We start from the raw sequence: 23,365 nt of genomic DNA, 5'->3' as shown, positions 1-23,365 counted from the left end.
CGCCTCGCGAGTACAGCTATTTTACTGCACCGTTCACGATACCGGCAAACACGTACTTCTGGAAGAACAGATAGAGCGCGACGATCGGCACCATGATCATCAGAATCGCCGCGGACATGAGCTCCCATTCGGTGCTGCGCTCCGAGGAGAAGTTCATAAGGCTCGTCGATACGACGGTCAGCTTCTGGGCCGGCATGTACAAGTAAGGGATGAACATGTCGTTGTAGATGTCGATCGTCTTGATGATGACGATCGTCGCCGTCGCGGGCGCGAGCAGCGGGAAGATGATCGTCCGGTAGATCCGGAAGAGCGAAGCCCCTTCCATCATCGCCGCCTCGTCGAGCTCCTTCGGAATATTGCTCAGGAATTGCAGGTAGATGAAAATCTGAAGGACGTTCGTCCCCAGATGAAGCACGATGGACGCCCACAGCGTGTTGTACAGGTGGAGGTTGTGGACGACGGTGAACGTCGCGACCTGCGTCGTGATCGTCGGAACGAACGACACCGCGATATAGGCGCCCATGACGGCCTTCTTCAGCTTGAAGTCGAAGCGTCCGAGAATGTACGCCACCATCGTGCCCAAGGCCACGTTGCCGATGACCGCGACGGCGATGATGATAACCGTGTTCCGATAGGCGCGGTCCAGGTGGGCTCTCGTCATGACGGAGACGAAGTTGTCGAAGTTCAGGAAGCTGTCGGGCAGCTTGAAGACGCTCGTCTGCGAGAACTCCTCCTTGCTCTTGAACGCGTTGAGGACCAGCACGTACGGCGGGAACACGATCATGGCGACGGCCGCCCACAGGATGGCGTGCTTGATCAGGGAGACGGGACCGAAGCGCTTCGCCGTCAATTCGACCACCTCCGGGTGACCAGCCTCTGGACGCTAAGCACGACGACGACGGCGGCGATCAGGGTGACGCTCATCGCGGAAGCCATGCCGAAGTTGTTGAATTTGAACGCGGTCGCGACGGTCTTCGTCAGGAACGTGTCGCTCGCCCCGAGCGGGCCTCCGCCCGTCAGAATGAACGGCAGGTCGAAGATCTCCAGCGTGCCGATGATCGTCAGGAACAGGTTCAGCTCGATGACCTTGGTGATGTTCGGCAGAACGACGTGGAGGATCGCCTGGAACCGGGAAGCCCCGTCGATCCGGGCCGCTTCTTCGATCTCGGAAGGCACGGACTGAAGGGCGGCCAGATAGATGACCATGTTGAGGCCCATGAACTTCCACAGCGTAATGAAGCCGAGCACGTGATTGACCGCCTTCGGCGAGCCGAACCAGCTGATCGCGAGCGAATCGAGCCCCATCCCGCGAAGCAGCGTGTTGAAGGAACCGTATTCCGAGTTGAACACGTAGTTGAACATGTAAGCGACGGCCACGCCGTTCATGATGTAAGGCATGAACAGCATGACCCGGTACGCGTTGCGCCCCTTCAGGCGAGAATTCAGCAGCAGCGCGAACGCCAGGCCGAGCGCGTTCTGCAGCAGCCCCCAGCCCAAATAGACGAAGTTGTGGCCGAACGCGGCCCAGACCTCCTTGCTCTCGAACACTTCCTTGTAGTTCGCCAGCCCGGCCCACGTCTTCTCCGGACTGAAGCCGTCCCAAGTCATGAAGCTGAGATAGACGAGATACGCGGCCGGATACAGCGCGAACGTCGCCAGAAGGGCGATCGGCACGAGCAGGAACAGGATGATCAAGATTCTTTTCTGCAAGCCGTACGACATGTTGCCCACCATCCGAGACCCTCCTATCTTCCTTCCGGGGAGGCGCAGACGACAAAGCGGATGCTCCGTCGAACCGGCCACCCGCTCTGTCGGTCAAACCGCGTCGCCTCCCGAAGAAGGGATTACTTGCCCAGCGCCGTCTTCGTGGACTTCCACTTCTTGTTGTAGCCGTCGAAGACGTCCTGCATCTTGCCGACCGTCACTTCCTGAATGAACTTGAACGGATCGAACTGCATCTTGTTCTCGACCGCCTTGACGTCCTCGCTGATCGACCGGGCTTCCAGCATCTCCGGCTTGTACGCCATGAAGTCGGTGATCTGCTTCAGGCTCTGCTGCTGATCCTTCAGCGGCGAGATGATCATGTGATCCGCATAGTCTCCCGATTCCTCGAGCATGAACTTGATGAACGCCTTGGCGAGCGGCTTGTTCTTGCTCGTCGAGCTGACCGCGTACGCCCAGTCGTTGCGCATCATGCCCTTGTAGGTGCCGCTGTTGTCGTAAGGCAGCGGAACGAATCCGATGTCGTCGAGCGGCAATCCGTTGCTCACGAGGTTCGAGATGGCCCAGTTGCCGATGTACATCATCGCCGCCTTGCCGGAAGCGAGATCCTTCTGCGTCTGATCCCACGTCGCCGAGAAGACGTCCTTCTCCAGATAGCCTTTGTCGTAGAGCTGCTTCAGAATGCCGAGGCCTTGACCGTAAGGTCCGTCTACCGTGAACGGCGTGTCCGTCTTGATCTTGTCGTTGCGCAGGCTCGTGCTGCCGTAGATGAATTCCGCCGGGTCGGTCCAATATTGCAGCGTCCAGGCGTCCTTGAACGCGGTCGCCATCGGCACGATTCCCGCGGCCTTCAGCTTCTCGGCGTCGGCGAACAGCTCGTCCAGCGTCTTCGGCGGCTCCGCGATGCCGGCCTTCTCGAACGCCTTCTTGTTGTAGAGCAAGCCGTTGATCGCCACCTGCTGCGTAATGCCGTACAGCTTGCCTTCGTAGGAGTTGTAGTCCTTGAAGTAGATCTTGTCGTTAAGCCCGAGATCGTCGAGCGGCTCGTAAAATTTCGGCAGGTCCGATTGCGTCGTCTCGACGAGAGACAGGACGTCCGGCAGCTCGTTGGCCGCCATCCGCACGCGGATCGTCTGCTCGTAGTCCTTCAAGCCTTCGATCTTGACTTCCGTGCCCGGATATTTCGCTTCGAACGCTTCGACGTACTTCTTCAAATCCGTCTCCGCCAGCTCCGTGCGGTGCGTTGCCCACGTAATCGTGCCCTTGATGTCCGAGCTTCCGGAAGCGCCGCCGTCCGAACCTGCCGAAGCGCCGGCGGAAGCGCCCGTCTCCGCGGGCGCGCTTGCCGAAGGCGATGCGTTCGAATCGTCGTTCGAGCCCCCGCAGCCTGCCAGCAGCCCTACGCCGATCGTCATAACGAGTCCCGCTGCTACGTTCTTTTTCATCTGTCGTCCTCCCCGTGTGCTTATCTCGCTTCTTCTTGTTGTGCCTAATCCAATAGTATGTAAATTATAATCACATTCAAATGGCCGCATTTTGCTTTTATTAGCCTGATTTTGTTTCTTGCGGACAATGAGGCGTTTTCATTTCTATTTGTCTTCGCTTACATTTTTAGGAAGCGTTTACTTATCGGAAGGATCTTCATTGTCGAGTTATGTTTCCTGACACGAACATCCCTTTTCTTTTCCACAATCGTTCCGCGGAACCCTCGACATCGGACTTGGCTAGGCGATCTTGTAGCCTGCCGGCCGGTCGCCGTCTTCCGTCCAATAAGGCAAACGGGACGCCTCCCGAAAGGAAGACGCCCGCTTATGGATCTGCAGCTCCCCTTGCGCATCAGAGGGAGAAAAAGTCCCCAAATCTGCATGTAGCCGACGAAGATCGCCGTTGCCGCCGGGACGGAGCTCGTCACCGGAACCTTCTTCTCGGCGTCCAAGTAGAGGAGGTCGTGCCCGACATCTCGCCTCCTCCGCCCGAGTTCGCAGCGGGTCGACGAACCGGGCAAGACCGTCTTCGAGATTCGCCTGCCGGGTTCCGCGGCCGCGCGCGGAAATCGTTCGATATCGTGACGGGATCGTGACCGTTTCCTAGCTTCGTTCGAGAGATTCGTCGCTTATCATGGTTCATGCGAGGACGAATACTACGAACGAAGGGAAGAGGTTGAAGGATGAGAAAAGCGTTGGGATTGCTATTGACGTTAGCGCTCGTTCTGGGTCTGGTCGGCCCGGGGGCAAGCGCGCAAACCAAGGACAAGCCGGGGACGCCCGAGCGCAAAAGCGTTCATGTCCAGATCGTCTTGTTCGACGGGTTCGATCTGATGGACGCGCTGGCTCCCTACGAAGTGTTCGCCGCCGCGGGCATGTACACGGGCGAAGCGATGACGGTGGAATTGGTATCCGCGGAAGGCAAGCGTTCCGTCCCGAGCGGGCTGAACGGTCCGGCTCTCGAAGCGACGGCCAAGCTCGACCCGAACCGTCCGGGCATCATCCTGGTCCCCGGAGCTTCGGGCAAGCCGGCGGGCAAGACCGCCGACGCCATTCCGGCCATTCTCGCCCAAGCGGCGAAGACGAGCCTGCCGGGAATCATGAAGAAGGCTCTCGACAACAAAGACGTCACGGTCGCCGCCGTATGCGGAGGTTCGCTGTTGCTCGCCATGCCGGGGTTCCTGAAGGGCAAGCATGCCGTCACCAATCACATCGGCATGGACGCGCTCGGAGCGCTCGGCGCGATTCCGGTCAAGGCCCGAGTCGTGGAAGACAACCCGCGCCTTGTGACCGGGGGAGGCGTCACTTCGGGACTCGACGTGGCCCTGTATCTGGTGGAGCGCGAATTGGGCCCGCAGGTCGCGAACGAAGTGGAGAAGCTGTTCGAGTACGAGAGCAGAGGCACGGTGTGGAAGGCGGAAGGCCTCGTCCCGATCGACTTCGCGGCGAATCAAGAGGGTAAGGCGCAACCGGTTAAGTAAGAGCTGCATAGAGATCTAATTCTCAACCGGTTGCGATTATTACGACGAATGCATTCCGATGCGTGCAAGCTGCGCCCGTTCTCGATTCGGAGAACGGGTTTTCTTTTACCGATTTTCCCGCGTATACATGTTCTGATCCTGCAGCCGAATGAGCACCTTGCCGAACCGGCCGCCCTGCCGGACGGTCACCCTGCCCGACGGATACGCTTGATCCAGGTAATCCGACACGATCTGTCGGCTCCGGTCGTCCTCGGGCTGGCCATGCGCGCGAAGCCGGTCCATCATATCCTGCAACGCCTCCGCCTTGGACATCTCCGTCGTCTTGGTCTCCCTCGAGACGATCGATTCGTAGGAATAGCCCTTGAGATACAGCAGATGGAGCAAGTAGCCCATCTCCGTCGGCTTCGTCCGGAATGGCTGACCGGCGACGATCGGCCAGATTTCGCTCGCCAGGCTGTTCTCCGCGGAGCTCGCCGGCATGCTGATGTAGCAATATCGACGCGCGCATTGAACGATCTTCTCCACGCTCGCCCAATCGAGAATGACCGGGCACATCGAGACGAAGACGAGGTCGAACGCCTCGCTCCAGCCTCTCGCCCGCGCGTCGATCTCTTCGAACGGTTCGGGAACGATGTTCACCGCGCCTTCGGGGAACTTGGCCGTGTTCTCTTGCAGCAGCTCGACGAGAGGCGGAGAAGACTCGACGGCGGTTACGCGCGCGCCCCGCTCCGCGAACGGCACCGTGAATACGCCCGAAGCGGCGCCGATGTCCAAGACGGAGAGGCCGTCGAATCGAACTCCTTGGCCTTCCAGCCAGCCTAGGATGCGCTTGGTTCGCCTTTGCCCTTCTTCATTGAAGGATTGCTCGTTGAACGTTCTCGCTTTCGAATCGAAGGCTCTGGCCGGCACGATCCCGGCCTTCTCCCTCCTCGCCGCGACGGCCTCGCCATGCTCCTTCCACGCTTGCTCCCAGAAGGCTTCGTTCCATAATTCGTTCATGCCCGTTCCCCATCCCTTCGCTAATCGAATTGCAGTCGATAAATATGGACCCTCGATATCCATAATTAAGCCGCTGGAAGGGATCACTTCTCGATCCCCTCGGCGCTGCGTATCCGGTTCGCCTCGTCCAGCACCATCTGGATCGTGTGCTCCCGCAAGTATTGATGCAGATGCCGTTCCGCGCCGACCATGACCTTCTCGACCAGGCATTCGCCCTGTCCCCACCGTTCCGTCTCCTGCCGTTCGACCCGGCCTTCAGCTAACAGGCGGTGCTGCCGCGAGCTCGAATTCGAGCATTCGAACAGTTGCTGTCTTCCTTCAATCACGTGAATGACATCCAGGAAGGTGATTCGGTCGGCCGGCCGCGCGAGCTCGTAACCGCCGTTCACTCCCGGCACGGCGCGTACGATTCCGTCCTGCCTCAGCTTGGACATGATCTTGGATAAATAGCTCTCGGATACGCCGAGCGACGCGGACAATTCCTTGATCCCGATATGGTTGCGGCTTTCCGAGAGACCCAAGTGAATCAAGGCGTGCAGGGCGTAGTCCGTGCTTTTGGAAAATTGCATGCTCCCTCCACCCTTCATCAGATCGTTGTGAATGCGGACCTTTAATGTCGATAATAAAGGACTTCGCTCTTTTTTGCAACTCGTCGGCTTTATCTTCGGGTCCTGCAGGCCGGCATGAAAGGGCATGATTGACGGAATAACATATCGGATATATATTCTTGGGGGAAAGGGGGGGTCTGGATGATCGGCTCGCGGATTGGGGCAACTATCATTTGCGGGGATAGCGCCTATTAGCCCATAAACCAGCGCGGTTCCCCTCCAGGAAGGGGCTTCCATTTGAACAATCCGTTTTTACGGTCGGATCTTGAACTTATGGAGACGCAAGTCCGCGTTCTATTTAGGCACAATGATGTCGGTCGTTTGACAACGATAAACGAACCTGGCGCTCGAGACGCTCCGCGATTTTTCCTGGGTATTACCAAGCAAGGGAACGTCGCAAGGTACCATGAGACGCTTGATGAAGGCATGATGAACGAATTGGAGCGGTTTGTACGGCAAGCGCCTTGGTCGGAAGCACCCAATCAGGTGAATATGGCTGAAATAATTCGAATTTTAAGTCAGGACAGTCCGATTCAACAGGTCTATTTAGGACCGGCCTATGTATTCCCTTGTTTGAGCGACCCTCATACGCAAGCCGTCAGAATTACGCCTATGAACGTCGATCTTTTACAACCGTTTTTTCCTGATTATATCGAGGATATTCCCCATGGGCAGCCTGATTTCGCGATCGTACAAAACCAAGCTGCCGTGTCCTTATGCTGCAGCGCCAGAATCTCCTCCGTCGCTGCCGAGGCGAGTTTGCGCACCGCTCCGGATTATCGGGGCAGAGGCTACGGCTTGGAGGTCTCGACAGCCTGGGCGGCCGAGATTCAGAAGCAAGGACGGATGGCTTTGTACAGCACGGCATGGAATAATCTTGCTTCACAGGCTGTAGCAAGGAAGCTGAGACTAAAACCGTACGGCATGGATCTAAGTTTTAGCTGAGAGGGGCGATACAGGCAGCGCAGCAAAAGCAGGAAAAGCAGGAAAAATGGACGGGAAAAGCCCGGCCCCTCTTTCGGGGAGCCGGGCCTTTTTATACCTTTGAACCATCCGAAAGTTCCACGCTGATGCTCCATAATCTTCTTCCCGTTTCTTCATTCTGCAGGTTAGGGAAATCCATCATTATCCTTTTATCGTCGAAAAATACGCCTTTAGCGTTGTCGACTTCTTTAGCCGCCGCCAGATAAACCCCGATCTCGCAGTCCTCTTTCGCCAATCGATTCGATAATTTTCCATACGCTCTTATATACCAGGGAGCGTTGCGAGTCAGATTGGATTTAATCAATCCCGGGTGAAAGGCGAATGCCTTCACGCCCGTTCCTTCCAGGCGTCTCGCTAATTCATACGTAAAGATAACTCTGGCGAACAGCGCTTGGGCCGTTGCGCCCAAACCGCTGAAAGGGTTGACTCGCTGGATAAAGTGACCGAGATCATTCAATGCGAAGGTCCGTTCGATTCCTTCGGCGGTTAGCTGTTTATCAAAATAAACCGCTCCGCCCGCATTGACCAAGACATGCAAGCGATCGAATCTCCGTTTAAACTCTTCGCTCGCTTCCCGGATGGAGGACTGAAGGGATAGGTCGGCTACCAAGTACTCGCCCTGCTTATTTCCCGTGGCTTCCGCAATCTCCTTTAAGGTTTCCTGTCCTCGTTCACGGCTTCTGCTTAAAATAACGATATTTGCCCCTAGTTTGGCCAGCCCCAACGCGATAGCCTTGCCGACTCCGGACGTCCCGCCAGTGATAAGAACCGTTTTGTTCTGGATGTCCATACCCGAATCCGCTAAAGGGTATCGACGGTATTCGGAGTCCGATATTGCATGGTTTGAAATTATCAAGTACTTCCGGGCAATGGAGATGCCCATTCGGGAGATGCAGCAGTTCCTGAAAATCGTCGATCAAATGAAGGAACTCGAGAAGACGCTGGAGAAAATCGATCATAAGATCGATCTGTTCAAAAACATTGAAGCCTCGGAAAAAACTAAAAAATCCTGCAGAGAATCTCTGCAGGACTTCGTTTGAATGGTTGGTGCGGTCGAGAGGACTCGAACCTCCACGGGGGGTTAGCCCACTGGAACCTGAATCCAGCGCGTCTGCCAATTCCGCCACGACCGCATATTCGCTTATCGCCTTCGTTTCTTCAACGTCAGCGAAATATAATTTACCACGGATCGGGATGAAGAGTCAAGCGTTATTTTAAAACTTATTCTACGAGGACCTAATGTCCGATTTTGCGCCCGCGAATCCTCATAGTCGTTGCCTAACGGATGTGATATATTGGAAGGAGCGATTTCTCTTTTTTTGCGCGAGAGAAACCGGTTTCTCCAATCGACTCCATGCCGCGAGGGATGCTCATGAAGGTAACGATCCAGGATATCGCCAAGGCCGCCAACGTCGCCAAATCCACCGTATCCAAGGTGCTCAACGACTCCCCCAAGATTTCCCGGGAGACCAAAGAACGGGTTCGGGAAATCATGAGACAAATGAATTATACGCCGAGCAGCATCGCTACCCGGTTGGCCAAGCGGAGCAGCCGCAACATCGGCTTGCTCATCGACATGACGCATGAGAGCGAATATATGAACCCTTTTTTCTACAATATTATGGTAGGAATCGAGAGCGTGATCGGGCCGCAGACGTACGAGCTGACGATCGCCAACGTGCAGCCGAACGATCCGGAGCGCGATATTATGAACCGGCTCGTCCGCAGCGGCCGAATCGACGGACTCATTACGAACAACGTCATTCTGAACGACGGGATGGTCGACTCGTTAACCGAGCTCGGCTTCCCGTTCGTCTCCATGGGGGAATACGAATCCCGTAACGTCCCATGGGTCGATTACGACAACGAGGCGGGCGGGGCGATGCTGACCGGGCACCTGCTCGCCCAGGGCTACGCGGACATCGCGTTCGTCGGAGGAGAGTCCGGCGAGAAAATCTACGAGAAGCGGCATCGGGGGTACGCCGAGGCCCATCGGAAGGCCTCTCTGCCCCTGCGCGGGGAGAGAACCGTGAACGGCGTCGCGGACGAGAACCACGGTTATCGTTCGACGCTCGAGCTGCTGCAGAGCGATCGCCCTCCGGATGCGGTCGTCTGCATGAACAATTACGTCGCCTTCGGAGCGCTGAAGGCGGCCGAACAGTTGGGCATCCCCATTCCCGGCCGATTCGGAATCGCCACCTTCGACGACTTCCCGTTCTCGCCTTATACGAATCCTCCGCTCACCAGCCTGTTCATCCATACGTTCGAGCTCGGCGCGACGGCCGGACGGATGCTCTTGGAACGGATCGACGATCCCGCCCTCCCCTCCTCTTCCCTGCTGCTTCAACCCGAATTGATCGTGCGGCGGTCCACGGAACGGATCGAAGCCGGACGGGAGTAATCTCCCGCCCGGCTATCCGTCTACTGGCTTCTGTCCGTCTTCTGGCGCAGGGCACCTTAGGCTTGCAAGAAATCGATAACCAGACTCGCGTATTCCGAAGGACGCTCGATGTTCGGCAAGTGTACCGTCGGGAGCACGACCAACTTGGAGCCGGGAACCGTCGCGGCGAGAAGTTCGCTGTGGCTGGGGTGCGTCACCGTATCGTACCGTCCGGCGATCACGAGAGTCGGTCTGTCGATCAGCGCGGCCGTTCGTCGCAGATCCAAATCGCGGATGGCGGCGAAGGTTCCGGCCAGCCCTTCCGGATGCGTGCGAAGAACCATATCGCGAAACGCGGACACAAGCTCGCTCTCCGATTCAAGCAGATGCGCAGGGAACCAGTTCCCGATGAACATGTCGGCGAATCCGTTAAGGCTCTCGGCCCGGAGAGCGGATCGGATCAGCTCATCCCACTGGCTGGCCGGCCCCAAATACGACGAGCTGTTGGACAGGATCAGCCGATCGATTCTCTCCGGCGCATGGATCGCGAGCCATTGCGCGACGGCCCCGCCGAATGAGAGTCCGAGGAAATGCACCCGGTCGAATCGGAGCGCGTCGAGCAGTTCGATCACGTCCCTTCCCATTCGGTCGATCGAATACGCTCCCGACGGAACGTCGGATTCGCCGTGCCCCCGGAAGTCGTAACGGAGAACTCGGAAATGAGAGGACAGTTCCGCGATTTGTCCATCCCACATGTGCAGGTTAGTGGCAATGGAGTTCGCAAGCATCAATACGGGAGCGTGGGCCGGTCCGTCGAGCCGGTAGGCGATATTGACGCCGTCGCCGGTCGTGAAGAATTCGACTTTGCTGTTTGCCGTTTCGTTCAGGATCGCTTTTTCCATGGATCGTTCCTCCCTTAATCTTTCAATGACCTCATTTTAGAGAAAAACGGTCGTTATTTACATATGATTTATAAGGTATTTTAAAGAATATGGATAATTAATAGTTGAGTTTTTATCCTTTTTGTTTATTTAATTAATTGACTTTCGAAACCCGCAAATTTTCTTAAAAAAACAGGCTGTCAACGCAAGTTCGTCAACAGCCTGTTCCTGGGCGCTTAGAGGTCCTTCCAGCGCGCTACCGTAACCGAGACCGTCTGCGGTCCGCCGGAAGGCGTCAGCGTCCGGTTCGAGATGTCGGCTCCGCTGGGCGCCGCCTCCACCGAAGTCCACGAACCTCTCGTGAATTTGTACTGCACGGCCGTCCCCGCCGGCAGGTTCAACGTAATGCTGTATACGCCGTCGCTGCCCTTCGTCAGCTGATAAGCCGGATCGGCCGCATTCCAGCTATTGAAGCTGCCCGAGATGTACACGGGACCGTTCGCCGGCGTGTTCGACGGCACCGTCACCCGGAACGTCACGCTGTCCGCTTGCGGCTCGCCCGCGTACAGGTTGCCGTTCGCCAGAGTGGACGCCCCGCTTCCGAAGTGGTAGTTGTTCCCTCCGTTGTTGTCCCACGTGCCGCTGCCGTTGTTGAACGCCGCCGTCAGTCCCGTCGCCGAGCCGAGCTGGATCGTCGCCACACTGTAGCCCGGATACGTCGACGCGCTCATCTGCACGCCCGGCGACGTCGTCCAGGTCGAAGAGCCGTCCAGCTTGTAGTGAATGTACTTCGAAGCGAACGAGTCGTTCTTGTAATAGATCGTCGCCGTGTTGCCCGCCGGCGTCGTGACGGATGCCGCCGCGCTGGCCGCGGAGACGTTGCCCGCCGCGTCGTACGCCTTCACCGTATAGCCGTACGTCGTGCCCGCGGCCAAGCCCGTGTCGGTATACGTCGTCGCAGCCGTCGTGCCGACCTTCGTGCCGTTGCGGTACACTTCATAGCCGGTCACCGCCACGTTGTCCGTCGACGCGCTCCACGACACCGTCGCCGAAGTCGCCGAAGCCGCCGTCGCGGTTACGTTCTGCGGCACGCTCGGCGCGGTCGAATCGACGACCGGCGCGCCCGCCGTAATGGTGCCCGTCGGCGTATACGTCCACGTGCCGACGCCGAACAGATAGTTTTTCGTATTGTTGCTGTCCCAAGTGCCGCTTCCGTTGTTGAAGCAGGCTTCGAGCTGCGTCGCCGATCCGAGGTTGATCGTGATCTTGTTGTAGCCGGCGAGCTCCGAAGCCGGCATCGGCACGCCCGGCGACGTCGTCCACGTGCCGCCCACCGGGCGGTAATGGATGTACGGCGTCGGGAAGCCTTGCTTGTAATAGATCGTGACGTTATTGCCTTGAGGCGTCGTCGCCGAAGCCGCCGCGCTCGCCGCCGACAGATTGCCCGCCGTGTCGCGGGCCTTGACCGTGTAGCTGTATGTCGTGCTCCCGGCCAATCCCGAGTCGGTATAGCCGGTGCCGGTCGACGTTCCGACCTTGACGCCGTCCCGGTAAATGTCGTACCCGGTCACTCCCACGTTATCGGTCGACGCCGTCCAGCTAAGTTGAACCGAGGAAGCGCTGGCCGCGGCAGCGGTCAGTCCCGTCGGGACGGACGGCGCTTCCGTATCCGGGACGATCGGACGGTCCGTCACGAACGGATGCGTGCCCTCGATCGCCCCGTTCGCCTTCTCCACGTATTTGCCGTTCACGAGATCGTACTTGCCCGCTCCGACATACACTTGCTGGATGTCGCTCCGCGTCACGTTGCCTTGAGAATCCGTCGCTTCGATGTAGTAATCGAGCAGCTGGTCCCGATAGTCGGAGATATAGGAATAATACAGGTTGCCGATATCGGTCGCAGGCACCTTCTCCAGAACCGCCTTGCTGCTCGCTTGCCAGGACACGCCGTTGATGTCGGGCTTCAGATCGCGCATCTGCATCGGGTAAGTCCGCCACGCCCCGACTTTGCTCGCGTCGATGCCCGGAACCCCGGCCGCCTGAAGCGCCGCGGGGTCGTACACTTTGAACGTGTTGTCCGAAGCGTCGGCCGACTTGTTCGTATGGGGACGCACCTTCACCTTTATGTCTTGAATGCCGCTCGCGTCGAACGCGTATGTGTAGATCGCGAATTGGTTGTTGAAGTGATGGAGCGTCCAGCCTTCGGCTTTGCTCACGTTCGCGCTGCCCGGGTTGTACGGATACCGCTGCGGCCACCAGACGGAAGGCCCCGTCCGGTCCGACGCCAGCTTCCCGTTGACGTAAGGCTTCGAGAAGAAAAGCGATTGATTCATCGACAGGGCCGGCTTCACGCTGTCGTCGACGTTCTCGTCGTAGTAGCCGAAGCCGGAATCCATGGCCGGAAGCAGGAAGTACCAAGCCAGCTCGGCCGGATTCGCCCCTCCCGCGTAATCGGTCGCCGGATCGCCCTTCACCGGGAAGCTCAGCATCCACGGATTCAACTGATTGCCCTCGTAAGTGACCTCGCGATCGAGCGCCGTCGTCGGCGACCAGTAATTCGGATGGCCGTCGAGCCAGATTTGCTCCGCCGTCTTCGCGTAATTGAGCGCCGCTTGCAGCAAGGCGAAGTTGCGCTCCAGATAGTGGTAGCCGTATTCGAACGAGACGGTCATCCCGTCCTCGACGCCGGACAAGTTCTTCTTCGGCGCGTAATTCGTTCCCATGGCCGAGTTGAAAGCGGAGAATTGGCTCTTCCAGATGCCGAACGGCAAGCGCCAATGGTACCAGCTCGGATCGGAGGAGGAGTCGCGCGTATCGATCCACGAGCCGTCCTGCACGTGCACGACGTCCGAAGCGGGCGGAAGGTTCGACTTCAGGTATTCGTCGATCCCCATCCCCTTCACGCCCGCATCGGCGTACGTGACGTTGCCCGCATTGCGCCACGTCTCCTCGGAGCCGGCACGGCCGGACGAGTTGTCGCCGTCGTGCGCGATGACGAAAAACTGCTTTTGCGCCGCAAGTCCTTCGAACGGCTTCAGCGCGTCGGCCTTCACCGAGCCGAGATACCCTTCCTCCCAGGACTCCGCTTGGGCGACCGGGATGCCGACGATCTTCGAGGCGGCTCCCGTATTCGGGTCGACGTATTGAACCCAATGCGGCGTGGACGCGAACGGATATTTGTTGTAGACGACTTGCTGCTCGTTGAACATCTTCGCGTTCGTCCAGGACCCGACGCTGCTGGCGTTCTGAAGATCCGCCCTATTCGGCGGGGAGACCATCGTATCGGCGCCGGGACTGTCCAGCAGCGGATAGTCCTTCAGCGTCCGGGAGAAGTGGTTGTTCCCGATGACCGACCACTGGATGCCCAGCTTCTCGAGGACGGGAATGATTCTCTCCGAGAAGCCGAGCTCCGTCGGGAAGAACCCGTTGGACGACTTGTAATCGGACCCGAGGAAGTAAGGCTGAGCCAGCGTCGCTCCCTGGTAGATCAGATCCTTGAGCAGGTAGTCGTTCCCTACGAGAGGGCCCATGGAGTGATGTCCGCTGAAATGGATCATGTCCAGGGTACGGGTGCCGTTCGGCGTCTTAAGCGTATTGTAGGCGTTCTTCCAAGGGGTTCCCCAATTGGGATTGTTGTATCCGCTTACATTTCCACGCTGATTCAAGTTGTTGACGTTGTTGACGACCGCGCCGGACATCGTCACCTGCATCTGGGCCGACGGATGGCTGCTATGCAGCGTATCCGCCACGCTCCAAGGCCAGGTCAAGTAGGCGCCCGTCTTGGCATGGTGCGAATAATAGGAGACGAGATCGTCGTGCGGCATGGGAGAGCCGTTCGGCAAGGAATACGTATAACCTGCGGGCGGATTCTTCTTCAGCTCGATGACGTCGGCGTCGTACGTATAGCGGATCGGGCTTCCCACGGGCGCCGACGCGTAACTGCCCGTGTCGTAATACGCCCAGAAATTCGGCATGTGATTGTGATAAACATGCGTAGCTGCAATCTCGGCCGATACCGACGCGGCCGCCGACTGCGCGAGCAGAACGGCGCCCATAAGAGCCGCCGCGAACCTGAACTTCCCTCTTAACTTCATATCGGGAGCGAGCCTCCTTCCGATTGTTCAATCGCGATAAGGCATTCGGTTCCGTTCCTGATGAAAAACAGGCTGTCAACGCGAGTTCGTCAACAGCCTGTTCCTGGGTGCTTAGAGGTCCTTCCAGCGCGCCACCGTAACCGAGACCGTCTGCGGTCCGCCGGAAGGCGTCAGCGTCCGGTTCGAGATGTCGGCTCCGCTGGACGCCGCTTCCACCGTCGTCCACGACCCTCTCGTGAATTTGTACTGCACCGCCGTTCCCGCCGGCAGGTTCAGCGTAATGCTGTATACGCCGTCGCTTCCCTTCGTCAGCTGGTAGGCCGGATCGGCCGCGTTCCAGCTGTTGAAGCTGCCCGAGATATAAACAGGACCGTTCGCCGGCGTGTTCGACGGCACCGTCACCCGGAACGTCACGCTGTCCGCTTGCGGCTCGCCCGCGTACAGGTTGCCGTTCGCGAGAGTGGAAGCCCCGCTGCCGAAGCGATAATTGTTCCCTCCGTTGTTGTCCCACGTGCCGCTGCCGTTGTTGAACGCCGCCGTCAGTCCCGTCGCCGAGCCGAGCTGGATCGTCGCGACGCTGTAGCCCGGATACGTCGACGCGCTCATCTGCACGCCCGGCGACGTCGTCCAGGTCGAAGAGCCGTCCAGCTTGTAGTGAATGTACTTCGAGGCGAACGAGTCGTTCTTGTAATAGATCGTCGCCGTGTTGCCGGCCGGCGTCGTGACGGAAGCCGCCGCGCTGGCCGCGGAGACGTTGCCCGCCGCGTCGTACGCCTTCACCGTATAGCCGTACGTCGTGCCCGCGGTCAAGCCCGTGTCGGTGTACGTCGTCGCGGCCGTCGTTCCGACCTTCGTGCCGTCGCGGTATACCTCGTATCCCGTTACCGCCACGTTGTCCGTCGACGCGTTCCACGACACCGTCGCCGAAGTCGCCGAAGCCGCCGTCGCGGTCACGTTCTGCGGCACGCTCGGAGCGGCCGAATCGACGACCGGCGCGCCTGCCGCGATGTTGCCCGTCGGCGTATACGTCCACGTGCCGACGCCGAAGAAGTAGTTGTTCGAATTGTTGCTGTCCCACGTGCCGCTGCCGTTATTGAAGCAAGCTTCGAGCTGCGTCGCCGAGCCGAGATTGATCGTGATCTTGTTGTAGCCGGCGATCTCCGATGCCGGCATCGGCACGCCCGGCGACGTCGTCCAAGTGCCGCCCGCCGGACGGTAATGGATATAAGGCGTCGTGAAGCCTTGCTTGTAGTAGATCGTCACGTTGTTGCCGGCCGCCGTCGTCACGGCCGCGGCCGCGCTCGCCGCCGACAGATTGCCCGCCGCGTCGAACGCTTTGACCGTGTAGCTGTACGTCGTGCTCGCCGCGAGCCCCGTATCGGTATACGAGGTCGAGGCCGTCGTGCCGACCTTCGTGCCGTTGCGATAGACCTCGTAGCCGGTCACCGCCACGTTGTCGGTCGAAGCCGTCCAGGAGACTGTCGCGGAGGAGGAAGAGTTCGACGTCGCGACGACGTTCGTCGGAACGCTCGGCGCTTGCGTGTCCGGCGCTCCGGTCGTCGCCGTCGCCGGCGGCGAGCTCGCCGCCGACTTGTTGCCGGCCGCATCATAAGCTTTCACCGTGTACGAATAGGTCGTTCCGGCCGTCAGCCCGCTGTCCGTGTAGGACGTTCCGGCCGTCGAGCCGACGAGGGCTCCGTCGCGGTATACCTCGTAGCCGGCGACGGCCACGTTATCGGAGGATGCCGACCACGTCACCTTGATGCTCGACGCGCTCTGTACCGTCGCGCTTACGTTCGTCGGCACCGATGGCGCCGTCGTGTCGGCCAACGCCTTGGCATAGATCTTGGCCGAGTTCGCTCCGACGCTGACCGTGATCTGCTTGCCGGTCACGCCGCCGGAAGCGACGGTAACCGTGTCCGCCGGATTGAGCTGGTTGACGAGAACCGTCCCGACGGCCAGCGTGCTCTCCGCCCGGAGCGGAATCGTCGCCGTCTGCGTGCCGCTGGAAGCGTTGCTGAACACGGAGACGACTTCCTGTCCGACGTTCGTTCCGCTGTCGATTCGGCGGGAGAACGCGTACAGATTCTGGGACGACCACATCTCGCGCTGCGTTCCTTTGCGCAGAGCCTCGTAATTTTTCCGGATCTGGTTCAGCTTGGCCACGTATTGATAAGTGCTCGTATTCTCGTCGAAGTAATTCTGGATGACGTTGCCGTTCGCGTCCCGCTTCACCATCGACCAGCGGTTCCACGTGTCGGCGATGCCGCCCGTGATAATGGAGCCGTTGCCATTGCCTTTGTTCTGCTCCGTGCCTTGGAAGACGACCGGCACTCCGCGTACGGTGAACAGGAAGGTCAAGGCGTTCTGCAGCTTGGCGACGCTTCCCCCCGCTTCCGTCAGGAACCGGTTCCGGTCGTGGTTGTCGATGAACGTCGCCATATGGTTGGCGTTGCCGTTATAGTACGAATCAAGGGCCAGCGTGCTCTTAATGTTCGAGTCGAACGACTGCCCGTAGGCGAAGCTGTTCAGAATCGAGAAAAACAGCGGGAAATCGAGCATGCCCCATTCTTTGTTCGCTCCGACCCAACGGGAGACGAATTCGGCGTTGCCGTCGAAATTCTCCCCGAACGTGTTCACGCCGAGCAGGTCTTCCAGCTCGCCGATATCGGTAGGCTTGATCAGCTTCGCGGCGTCGACCCGGGCGCCGTCCGCTCCGGTGTAGTCGAACCAGCCCTTGATCGAGCTGAAGATCGCGTTCTTGGCGGCGGGCACGTCGAAGTCGATGTCGTCGAGTCCGGCGAGGTCGTGATTCTCGATGTAGTCCTGCGCCCACTGCGTATAGTTGCCGTCGACGAGCGACCAATCGATGTCCCCGTTGTGATGGTACCAGGACGGGTTGTTGAACGGAGCGGCCGGCTGCAAGCTCGGGATGTCGTAATAGGCTTGCGTGCCGAGCATGTAGTCGCCGACGTGGTTCGGCACGACGTCGATGACGACCTTGATGCCGAGCGCGTGCGCGCTGTCGACGAGCTCCTTCAGCTTCTCCTTCGTGCCGAAGTACGGGTTCGCGGCGTTCGGGTCCTTGACGTTGTAGCCGTGATAAGCCGTGTTGCGGCCGGTGCCGTTGTTGTCCCGGTTCGTCATCTGCGGCTCGGCGACGGGCGAGATCCAGATGGCTGTGTAGCCCATGTTATGGATGTACGGGAGCTTGTCGATGACCCCCTGCCAGTCGCCTCCCTTCATGTAGCGGAAGTCTTCCTCGGTGTTCTCGGCGTAGCGGATGGCGGAGCCGGTCGCGTTGTTCGTCGGATCGCCGTCGTAGAACCGGTCGACCATGATCTGGTAGATCGTGTCGTTCTCGTCGATCGTGCCGATGCTCGCCGCCTGAGCCTGCTTCGGCTGCGCGACGAGCGCGTTCGCGAAGAACGTCGCGAATAGGGCGGCGATCAGCAATTGCGGAAGCCAACGTTTGCGGACCATTTTACCAATTCCCTCCTCTGATGGTGAAGCGCTTACATGAATGACGAGCGATGAATCCCTGCCTTTCTCCCTCCGCGGACGAATGAGCCCGGCCTCGGGACTTTCCTCTTCTTACAAACTGGGGTGACATGAGCGGCCGTGTTGCGGAAATTGCTAGGGAAACCGGTTTTCCAACTAGAAATTATCACGCTTCAAGAGAGTTGTCAATCATTGGATTAAGGATAACGTTTTACAAGATCGCGGCGGCGGCCATCGCTCGGCGGATGGATCACCTTGGCTTCATCAGGGATCGCTTTCATCAGAAATGGAGTCTCTCGCTAACGCGGTTGCTCCGAATGGCGATTTTTTTCGCCATTGGCGGCCATCCACGAGAATCAAGCGCCAAACGGGAGATCGGAGCTGCAGCGGATGGTTCGTCGATTGTGGGGCGGTAAGCTTGATGGTCGAGCCGGGCTCTATTCTTTTCCTCGCCGCTTCGATCCTTTACAATGAGAGGGACGAACGACGAAGAGGCTCCCCCGGGCGGCCGGAGGAACCTCATCCGCTCTAGATCCTATAGAAACCGGTGATCTTCCCTTGGATAACAAGCACCCCCAATTCCCATACGAACCTCGTCCCGGCGGCCTGAACGTCGCCGACTTCGCGCTGGCGCTCGAAGACTTGACGAGGGTCATGATCCGGCTGCCGGCCGTCGACAAGCTCAGCTTCACGACGCTGTCCGTTCTGCACACCTTGTCGCACAAGAGCCCGATGCGGCTGACGGAGCTCACGGCCACCGAGCAGGTGACGCAGTCGGCAATGACGCAGCTCGTGACCCGGCTCGAACGGGACGGGCTCGTCGAGCGCCGCCCGGACCCGAGCGACGGCCGCGCGGTTCAAGTGCACATTACCGAGCGAGGCGCGAACGTGATCGATGCCCGCCGCATGGAACGGGTGGCGCGGCTCTCGGCCTTCACGGAAGGGCTGGCCCCGGAGGAGAGGGAAGCACTCGCTTCCGCCATCCCCGCGTTGCGGCGGCTGGCCGAGCTCGGCGGAGGCTCGCTGTAATCGGACGGGCAGGTCGCTGTCGCTGCCGATGCCCATACGCCCATACGCCTATACGCCTATACGCCTAGATGTCTAGAAGCCGGTCCTCGGAATCTCCTGCGGAACGTTCGAATACGGCTCGACCGCCCCCGTGCGGACCTCGTACAGGACCTCATGGGCCTGCCGCATCGCCTCGACGAACGGCCGGTAAGGCAGCATGCACGTATCGACCGCGCCGATCTGGTAGTTCTCCCCGTCGAATCTTCCCAGCGCCGGCTGATCGTTCAGTTGAAAATAATGGACCCCGATCAGCTCCGGTATGGCCGCCGCCGATTCGACGAACGCCCGGTAGGCGTCGCCGCTCTCTTCCTGCGTCGCGACGGCTCGGATGCCGTACGCCGGCAGGCCCGCGTCGGCCGCGCCGAAGTGGAACTCGCCGATCATGACCGGCCTGCCCAGCCTGCGGCTGATCCATTCGATGTGCTCGCGGTCGGGCTGCATCCGGTAACCGTTGAGCGAGAACACGTCGAACGATTCGCAGCCCTCAAGCACGGCAACGTGGCCGACCCAAGCGTAGCGCATGCCGAGGTTCAGATGATTCGGCGCCGCCTCGCGGCACCGCGCGGCCGGGATCTCGACATAACGGCGAATCAGCCGCCGGTTGAACGCATCCAGGTCCCGCGCGCAGACAGGCGAACCGGTCAAGACGACCTTGGCCGGATCGAGCAGATCTTCGAACGAAGCGAAGGCCGTCCCCAAGCCTCGTTCAGCCCTTCCGCCGCTCCGTACCGTTCCTTCAGCTCTTCGATTAGTGCCAGCTTGCTCGCGAAGCGGGTCGGCGATTGCAGCATATGAGCCGTCAGGTTCAGCGAATCGACGAACGCCCAATGCGGCTCGTTGCGCATGAAGTAGCCGATCAGCCGCCGATCGTCCGCAGCGGAAGCAGCTGTTCGCCGAACCGGCGGGCTTCCTTCTCGTACTCGGGGCTGAAGACGTCGGGGAAGTCGCGGAAGATCGATAACGTCGTCGCCGGAAAATCGTTCATCGGCCACACGTAGGGAAGAGACGACCGCCGGATGAATTCCGGATCGGACCAGTTGCCGATCGTATTGAAGCCCCACGCCTTAAGCCGAAGCTCCGTCCGCTCGGCCCAGCGGTCCCGCCACTCGCCTCCGAAGCGGCGAATCAGGTTGGCGGCGGCGAAGTTGAAGTCGCTCCCGTGCCAGGCTTCCGCCCAAGCTCCCTCCTTCGGAGGCAGAGGCGGCAGCAGATGCTCCATTCCGCGTAAAGCCGCAGCTCCTCCCGGGTGTACGCAGTCCATGCCGACGCTGAACGCCGCGTACCCGTCCGGGTCGACAAACCACCGATTCCGGCCGTCGAATTCCGTTCGGAAGAAGCCCGCAGCCTCGAACCGCCGCTCCTTCCATCCGCCGTACGGCCCCCTGTCGTCGAACCGACCGACCGCGACGCGAAGCGGCTCCTCTTCCGCGTCCCACTCCTCGGCCAGCCGTTCGGGCGACTCGATTCGTCCGCGCCATTCCTTGCCGACCATTGGCCGAGCTCGTCTACGCAGACGTGGTCGATATCTCCCGGATGGTCGGCTACAAAAAAACGCAGTATTTCATCAAAGTGTTCAAATAGGTCCGAGTCAGAGATCAAAGTCGGAGATAAACCTGAGAAGCCCTCGCAACGATTGAAAATACATTAGACACTTATATAAGTTGATGATATAATTCCATCGACAACCAGATTCGCCGGTCCCGCTATGGGTCGCGACGGTTGCTATTTTTCTGTGCGAATCGTGCGAATAAGGAGGAACCGCGTATGACGCCAGCTTCTTTTCCCCTGGAGCCCCAACCGATCCATGTGCCCGACGAGACGCTCGCCGATCTGAAGCGCAGGCTCGCGTCCACGAGATGGCCGCTCGACGCCGGCAATGAAGACGGATTTTACGGGGTGCGGCGGGAGTACCTGGAGGAGCTCGTCCGCTATTGGATCGACGAATTCGACTGGCGCCGGGCCGAACGGGCGATCAACGCCTACGAGCACTACAAGACGGACGTCGACGGGGTCCCCGTCCACTTCATGCGCAGGCCGGGCGCGGGGCCGAACCCGACTCCGCTTATCCTGTCCCACGGCTGGCCCTGGACGTTCTGGCATTGGTCCAAGGTCGTCGACCGGTTGGCCGATCCCGCCGCCTGCGGGGGCGATCCGTCCGAATCGTTCGACGTCATCGTGCCCTCGCTTCCCGGCTACGGCTTCTCGGCTCCGCTGCCGAACCGCCCGGACCTGAACTTCTGGAAGATCGCCGATCTGTGGCACAAGCTTATGACCGAGAATCTCGGCTATGAGAAGTACGCGGCGGGAGGCTGCGACGTCGGGGCTCTCGTGACGGGCCAACTCGGGCACAAGTACGCGAGCGAGCTGTACGGCATTCACATCGGCTCCGGCCAGAAGCTGAGCTTCTTCAACGGGGACCGCGGCTGGGACTTCTCCGGCGGCCGCCCGCTCCCCGACGATCTTCCCGAGGACGTCCGCGAGAGAATCATCGAGCTGGATCGCCGCTTCGCTTCGCATCTCGCCGTTCACGTGCTCGATCCCGGCACCCTCGCCTACGGCTTAAGCGACTCGCCGGCCGGCATGCTCGCCTGGATTCTGGAGCGTTGGACCCGTTGGAGCGACAACGGCGGGAACCTCGAGAGCGTCTTCTCGAAGGACGACCTGCTTACGCACGCTACGATCTTCTGGGCGAATAACTCGATCGAGACCTCCACCCGCATCTACGCGAACAATAACCGCTACCCCTGGACCCCGTCGCACGACCGCTGGCCCGTCATCGAGGCGCCGACCGGCATCACCTTCGTCGGCTACGAGAACCCGCCGGGGGTTGCGACCGGCGACCGCGTCCGGAACTTCCTCGAGAGCGACCGCGCCGCCTGGTACAACCACGTCAACCTGTCGGTCCACGACAGAGGCGGCCACTTCATCCCGTGGGAGATTCCCGACCTGTGGGCGGAGGACCTGCTCCGAACGTTCCGCGGCCGACGATGATCGGCGGGATCACCGGGGATAGAGGTCCGTGAGCAGGCACTGGCCTAAGCCTCCCTCGGCGTCCGCGTCTCTCCAGTAGATCGGAATCCCCACCGGCGGCCGGTTCAGATCGATTCTTCGCACCGTCTTCCTGTCGTTCTCGCTCGGGTAATAGAGCAGATTGATCTCGTCCCGGAGCGGATCGCCGACGCCGTAATGCCTGCGGTTCCGGTTGTTGACGATGCAGACGGTCAATTGGTCGGCGAGGGTATTCTTGCGAATCTCCTTGCCCGAGGTCTCGTAGACGAGCTTCTCTACCCGGCTTCGAATCTCGGCCGTCCGGTAATCCCGGTCATACTCCAACTGCTCGCATACCTCGCGATAATACTGGGAGACGGGTTTGCCGTAATCCTTGCGCTCCGTCACGGCGGTCTTCTCTTCCTTATAGGACTGGAAGTCGGACTTGATGAACGCGAGGAACGACTTGAGCGTATGCTTCGTGTATTCGTAGATCGGCTCGATGTTGCCCGCCGCTTCCTCGAGCAGCGTCTTGTTCAGCATCGCGGCGATAGGGACGGACCCGGCTTCGCCCGACGGCTCGGGCCCCCAAGTCAAATGGAAGCTCGGGATGTCCCAGCTCCTCGCGGCAAGCTCGCGGTTCAGCTCCCCGAATTCCTCGACGGCCCGCGGCGACTTCCTCGGGGTGATGAACACGAACGCCATCGCCGGCATGGCGGCCGCGGAGAAGCCGTCGTTCGCTCCCGCATAGTAATTCGCGAGCCCGCTGATCTCTTCGAACAGCTGTCGCCCGCCTTTGGCGATGGCGCCGTCCTTGATTTTGTTCTCGATGCAGAACGCGTATCGGGGAACGACCGCATCGGAACCATTATAGATCTCGATGAGAATGTCGATATCCCGGGTTTTCGTTCGGCCCCCTTCGAGCTCGAGCTCCACCGTTATCTCCGCCTGAACGTTCACTTCGAACGGCGAATTTTTCGACAGGTCCCGTACCCGCTCCTGGATCAGCAGCTCCTTGAAGCTCTCTCGATTCGCGAGCAGGATGGGGGCCAGGAACGAGTTGAGGCCGTGGTTCTCGTTCGGATCGAGCAGATAGGCCAGGAACGAGCTGACGTTGGGCTCGTTGATCGAGCCGTCATTCGAAGCTAATATTTTGAAAATATTCATGTTAGGAT

At 59.7% G+C, this 23,365-nt stretch carries 19 protein-coding genes and 1 tRNA gene; 6 read left to right on the top strand and 14 right to left on the bottom strand.

Features of this window, described 5'->3' with window-relative positions:
• Nucleotides 1-16: 16 nt before the first annotated feature.
• The 3 genes from H7B90_RS14935 to H7B90_RS14925 all read right to left on the bottom strand — a co-directional run bounded on the left by H7B90_RS14935 (nt 17) and on the right by H7B90_RS14925 (nt 3,167).
• On the bottom strand, nt 17-859 hold the full coding sequence (locus H7B90_RS14935; RefSeq protein WP_306421788.1) for a carbohydrate ABC transporter permease: 843 nt from the start codon (nt 857-859) through the stop codon (nt 17-19).
• Nucleotides 847-1,734 (bottom strand): carbohydrate ABC transporter permease, encoded by an 888-nt coding sequence (locus H7B90_RS14930; protein ID WP_185136688.1) that lies wholly within the window; start codon nt 1,732-1,734, stop codon nt 847-849. The genes H7B90_RS14935 and H7B90_RS14930 overlap by 13 nt, the downstream gene beginning before the upstream one ends.
• Before the next feature lie 110 nt (nt 1,735-1,844).
• The gene (locus tag H7B90_RS14925) at nt 1,845-3,167 is read right to left on the bottom strand and encodes an ABC transporter substrate-binding protein (protein ID WP_185136687.1); all 1,323 of its coding nucleotides are present in this window, start codon (nt 3,165-3,167) and stop codon (nt 1,845-1,847) included.
• Nucleotides 3,168-3,889: 722 nt separating this feature from the next.
• On the opposite strand from H7B90_RS14925, the gene H7B90_RS14920 reads away from it, so the two are divergent.
• Nucleotides 3,890-4,687, top strand: a complete 798-nt coding sequence (locus tag H7B90_RS14920) for a DJ-1/PfpI family protein (RefSeq protein WP_185136686.1) — start codon at nt 3,890-3,892, stop codon at nt 4,685-4,687.
• 105 nt (nt 4,688-4,792) lie between these two features.
• Here the strand turns inward: H7B90_RS14920 and H7B90_RS14915 are convergent, their stop codons facing one another.
• Nucleotides 4,793-5,686, bottom strand: a complete 894-nt coding sequence (locus H7B90_RS14915) for a class I SAM-dependent methyltransferase (RefSeq protein WP_185136685.1) — start codon at nt 5,684-5,686, stop codon at nt 4,793-4,795.
• A gap of 83 nt (nt 5,687-5,769) precedes the next feature.
• Nucleotides 5,770-6,255 (bottom strand): RrF2 family transcriptional regulator, encoded by a 486-nt coding sequence (locus H7B90_RS14910; protein ID WP_185136684.1) that lies wholly within the window; start codon nt 6,253-6,255, stop codon nt 5,770-5,772.
• 276 nt (nt 6,256-6,531) lie between these two features.
• On the opposite strand from H7B90_RS14910, the gene H7B90_RS14905 reads away from it, so the two are divergent.
• Nucleotides 6,532-7,239, top strand: coding sequence for a GNAT family N-acetyltransferase (locus H7B90_RS14905; protein WP_185136683.1), 708 nt, complete (start codon nt 6,532-6,534; stop codon nt 7,237-7,239).
• 91 nt (nt 7,240-7,330) lie between these two features.
• Here H7B90_RS14905 and H7B90_RS14900 read toward each other — a convergent pair whose 3' ends face one another.
• Complete coding sequence (locus tag H7B90_RS14900; RefSeq protein WP_185136682.1) at nt 7,331-8,068, bottom strand: SDR family NAD(P)-dependent oxidoreductase; 738 nt, start codon at nt 8,066-8,068, stop codon at nt 7,331-7,333.
• Here H7B90_RS14900 and H7B90_RS14895 point away from each other — a divergent pair.
• Entirely contained in the window at nt 8,061-8,318 is a 258-nt protein-coding gene (locus tag H7B90_RS14895; protein ID WP_185136681.1) for a MerR family transcriptional regulator, read from the top strand. The two genes, H7B90_RS14900 and H7B90_RS14895, sit on opposite strands and share 8 nt — an antisense overlap.
• Nucleotides 8,319-8,323: 5 nt before the next feature.
• Here H7B90_RS14895 and H7B90_RS14890 read toward each other — a convergent pair.
• Nucleotides 8,324-8,411: transfer RNA gene (locus H7B90_RS14890), tRNA-Leu, on the bottom strand.
• 239 nt (nt 8,412-8,650) lie between these two features.
• Here H7B90_RS14890 and H7B90_RS14885 point away from each other — a divergent pair.
• Nucleotides 8,651-9,679, top strand: coding sequence for a LacI family DNA-binding transcriptional regulator (locus H7B90_RS14885; protein WP_185136680.1), 1,029 nt, complete (start codon nt 8,651-8,653; stop codon nt 9,677-9,679).
• A gap of 56 nt (nt 9,680-9,735) precedes the next feature.
• Here H7B90_RS14885 and H7B90_RS14880 read toward each other — a convergent pair whose 3' ends face one another.
• From H7B90_RS14880 to H7B90_RS14870, 3 genes are all read right to left on the bottom strand, one after another.
• On the bottom strand, nt 9,736-10,560 hold the full coding sequence (locus tag H7B90_RS14880; RefSeq protein WP_185136679.1) for an alpha/beta fold hydrolase: 825 nt from the start codon (nt 10,558-10,560) through the stop codon (nt 9,736-9,738).
• A 215-nt stretch (nt 10,561-10,775) separates the two neighbouring features.
• Entirely contained in the window at nt 10,776-14,633 is a 3,858-nt protein-coding gene (locus H7B90_RS33415; protein ID WP_311772729.1) for a carbohydrate binding domain-containing protein, read from the bottom strand.
• A gap of 111 nt (nt 14,634-14,744) precedes the next feature.
• The gene (locus H7B90_RS14870) at nt 14,745-18,116 is read right to left on the bottom strand and encodes an alpha-amylase family glycosyl hydrolase (RefSeq protein WP_185136678.1); all 3,372 of its coding nucleotides are present in this window, start codon (nt 18,114-18,116) and stop codon (nt 14,745-14,747) included.
• Between the two features lie 576 nt (nt 18,117-18,692).
• Here H7B90_RS14870 and H7B90_RS14865 point away from each other — a divergent pair.
• Nucleotides 18,693-19,163, top strand: coding sequence for a MarR family winged helix-turn-helix transcriptional regulator (locus H7B90_RS14865; RefSeq protein WP_260411045.1), 471 nt, complete (start codon nt 18,693-18,695; stop codon nt 19,161-19,163).
• Nucleotides 19,164-19,235: 72 nt separating this feature from the next.
• On the opposite strand, the gene H7B90_RS14860 is transcribed toward H7B90_RS14865, so the two are convergent.
• Genes H7B90_RS14860 through H7B90_RS14850 form a run of 3 tightly spaced genes read right to left on the bottom strand, consistent with a single transcriptional unit; the run spans nt 19,236 to nt 20,694 of the window.
• On the bottom strand, nt 19,236-19,901 hold the full coding sequence (locus H7B90_RS14860; protein ID WP_185136677.1) for a glycoside hydrolase 5 family protein: 666 nt from the start codon (nt 19,899-19,901) through the stop codon (nt 19,236-19,238).
• The gene (locus H7B90_RS14855) at nt 19,844-20,047 is read right to left on the bottom strand and encodes a hypothetical protein (RefSeq protein WP_185136676.1); all 204 of its coding nucleotides are present in this window, start codon (nt 20,045-20,047) and stop codon (nt 19,844-19,846) included. The genes H7B90_RS14860 and H7B90_RS14855 overlap by 58 nt, the downstream gene beginning before the upstream one ends.
• Nucleotides 20,048-20,058: 11 nt before the next feature.
• Nucleotides 20,059-20,694, bottom strand: a complete 636-nt coding sequence (locus tag H7B90_RS14850; RefSeq protein WP_185136675.1) for a hypothetical protein — start codon at nt 20,692-20,694, stop codon at nt 20,059-20,061.
• Between the two features lie 272 nt (nt 20,695-20,966).
• Here H7B90_RS14850 and H7B90_RS14845 point away from each other — a divergent pair, with 272 nt between their 5' ends.
• Nucleotides 20,967-22,193, top strand: a complete 1,227-nt coding sequence (locus H7B90_RS14845) for an epoxide hydrolase family protein (protein WP_185136674.1) — start codon at nt 20,967-20,969, stop codon at nt 22,191-22,193.
• A gap of 9 nt (nt 22,194-22,202) precedes the next feature.
• Here the strand turns inward: H7B90_RS14845 and H7B90_RS14840 are convergent, their stop codons facing one another.
• On the bottom strand, nt 22,203-23,357 hold the full coding sequence (locus tag H7B90_RS14840) for a PD-(D/E)XK nuclease family protein (RefSeq protein WP_185136673.1): 1,155 nt from the start codon (nt 23,355-23,357) through the stop codon (nt 22,203-22,205).
• Nucleotides 23,358-23,365 lie beyond the last annotated feature (8 nt).

Origin of the sequence: Cohnella xylanilytica (assembly GCF_014212175.1) — a bacterium.
Taxonomy (GTDB): domain Bacteria; phylum Bacillota; class Bacilli; order Paenibacillales; family Paenibacillaceae; genus Cohnella; species Cohnella xylanilytica.
The sequence above is the reverse complement of the archived record's forward strand: the minus strand, read 5'-3'. Positions and strand labels throughout refer to the sequence as shown.

Excerpts from the sequence above, each read along its gene's own strand:
- H7B90_RS14930 (WP_185136688.1), bottom strand. The coding sequence starts at position 1,734 with ATGGTGGGCAACATGTCGTACGGCTTGCAGAAAAGAATCTTGATCATC.
- H7B90_RS14925 (WP_185136687.1), bottom strand. The coding sequence starts at position 3,167 with ATGAAAAAGAACGTAGCAGCGGGACTCGTTATGACGATCGGCGTAGGG.
- H7B90_RS14920 (WP_185136686.1), top strand. The coding sequence starts at position 3,890 with ATGAGAAAAGCGTTGGGATTGCTATTGACGTTAGCGCTCGTTCTGGGT.
- H7B90_RS14915 (WP_185136685.1), bottom strand. The coding sequence starts at position 5,686 with ATGAACGAATTATGGAACGAAGCCTTCTGGGAGCAAGCGTGGAAGGAG.
- H7B90_RS14910 (WP_185136684.1), bottom strand. The coding sequence starts at position 6,255 with ATGCAATTTTCCAAAAGCACGGACTACGCCCTGCACGCCTTGATTCAC.
- H7B90_RS14895 (WP_185136681.1), top strand. The coding sequence starts at position 8,061 with ATGTCCATACCCGAATCCGCTAAAGGGTATCGACGGTATTCGGAGTCC.
- H7B90_RS14900 (WP_185136682.1), bottom strand. The coding sequence starts at position 8,068 with ATGGACATCCAGAACAAAACGGTTCTTATCACTGGCGGGACGTCCGGA.
- H7B90_RS14885 (WP_185136680.1), top strand. The coding sequence starts at position 8,651 with ATGAAGGTAACGATCCAGGATATCGCCAAGGCCGCCAACGTCGCCAAA.
- H7B90_RS14880 (WP_185136679.1), bottom strand. The coding sequence starts at position 10,560 with ATGGAAAAAGCGATCCTGAACGAAACGGCAAACAGCAAAGTCGAATTC.
- H7B90_RS33415 (WP_311772729.1), bottom strand. The coding sequence starts at position 14,633 with ATGAAGTTAAGAGGGAAGTTCAGGTTCGCGGCGGCTCTTATGGGCGCC.
- H7B90_RS14870 (WP_185136678.1), bottom strand. The coding sequence starts at position 18,116 with ATGGTCCGCAAACGTTGGCTTCCGCAATTGCTGATCGCCGCCCTATTC.
- H7B90_RS14855 (WP_185136676.1), bottom strand. The coding sequence starts at position 20,047 with ATGCGCAACGAGCCGCATTGGGCGTTCGTCGATTCGCTGAACCTGACG.
- H7B90_RS14850 (WP_185136675.1), bottom strand. The coding sequence starts at position 20,694 with ATGGTCGGCAAGGAATGGCGCGGACGAATCGAGTCGCCCGAACGGCTG.
- H7B90_RS14845 (WP_185136674.1), top strand. The coding sequence starts at position 20,967 with ATGACGCCAGCTTCTTTTCCCCTGGAGCCCCAACCGATCCATGTGCCC.
- H7B90_RS14840 (WP_185136673.1), bottom strand. The coding sequence starts at position 23,357 with ATGAATATTTTCAAAATATTAGCTTCGAATGACGGCTCGATCAACGAG.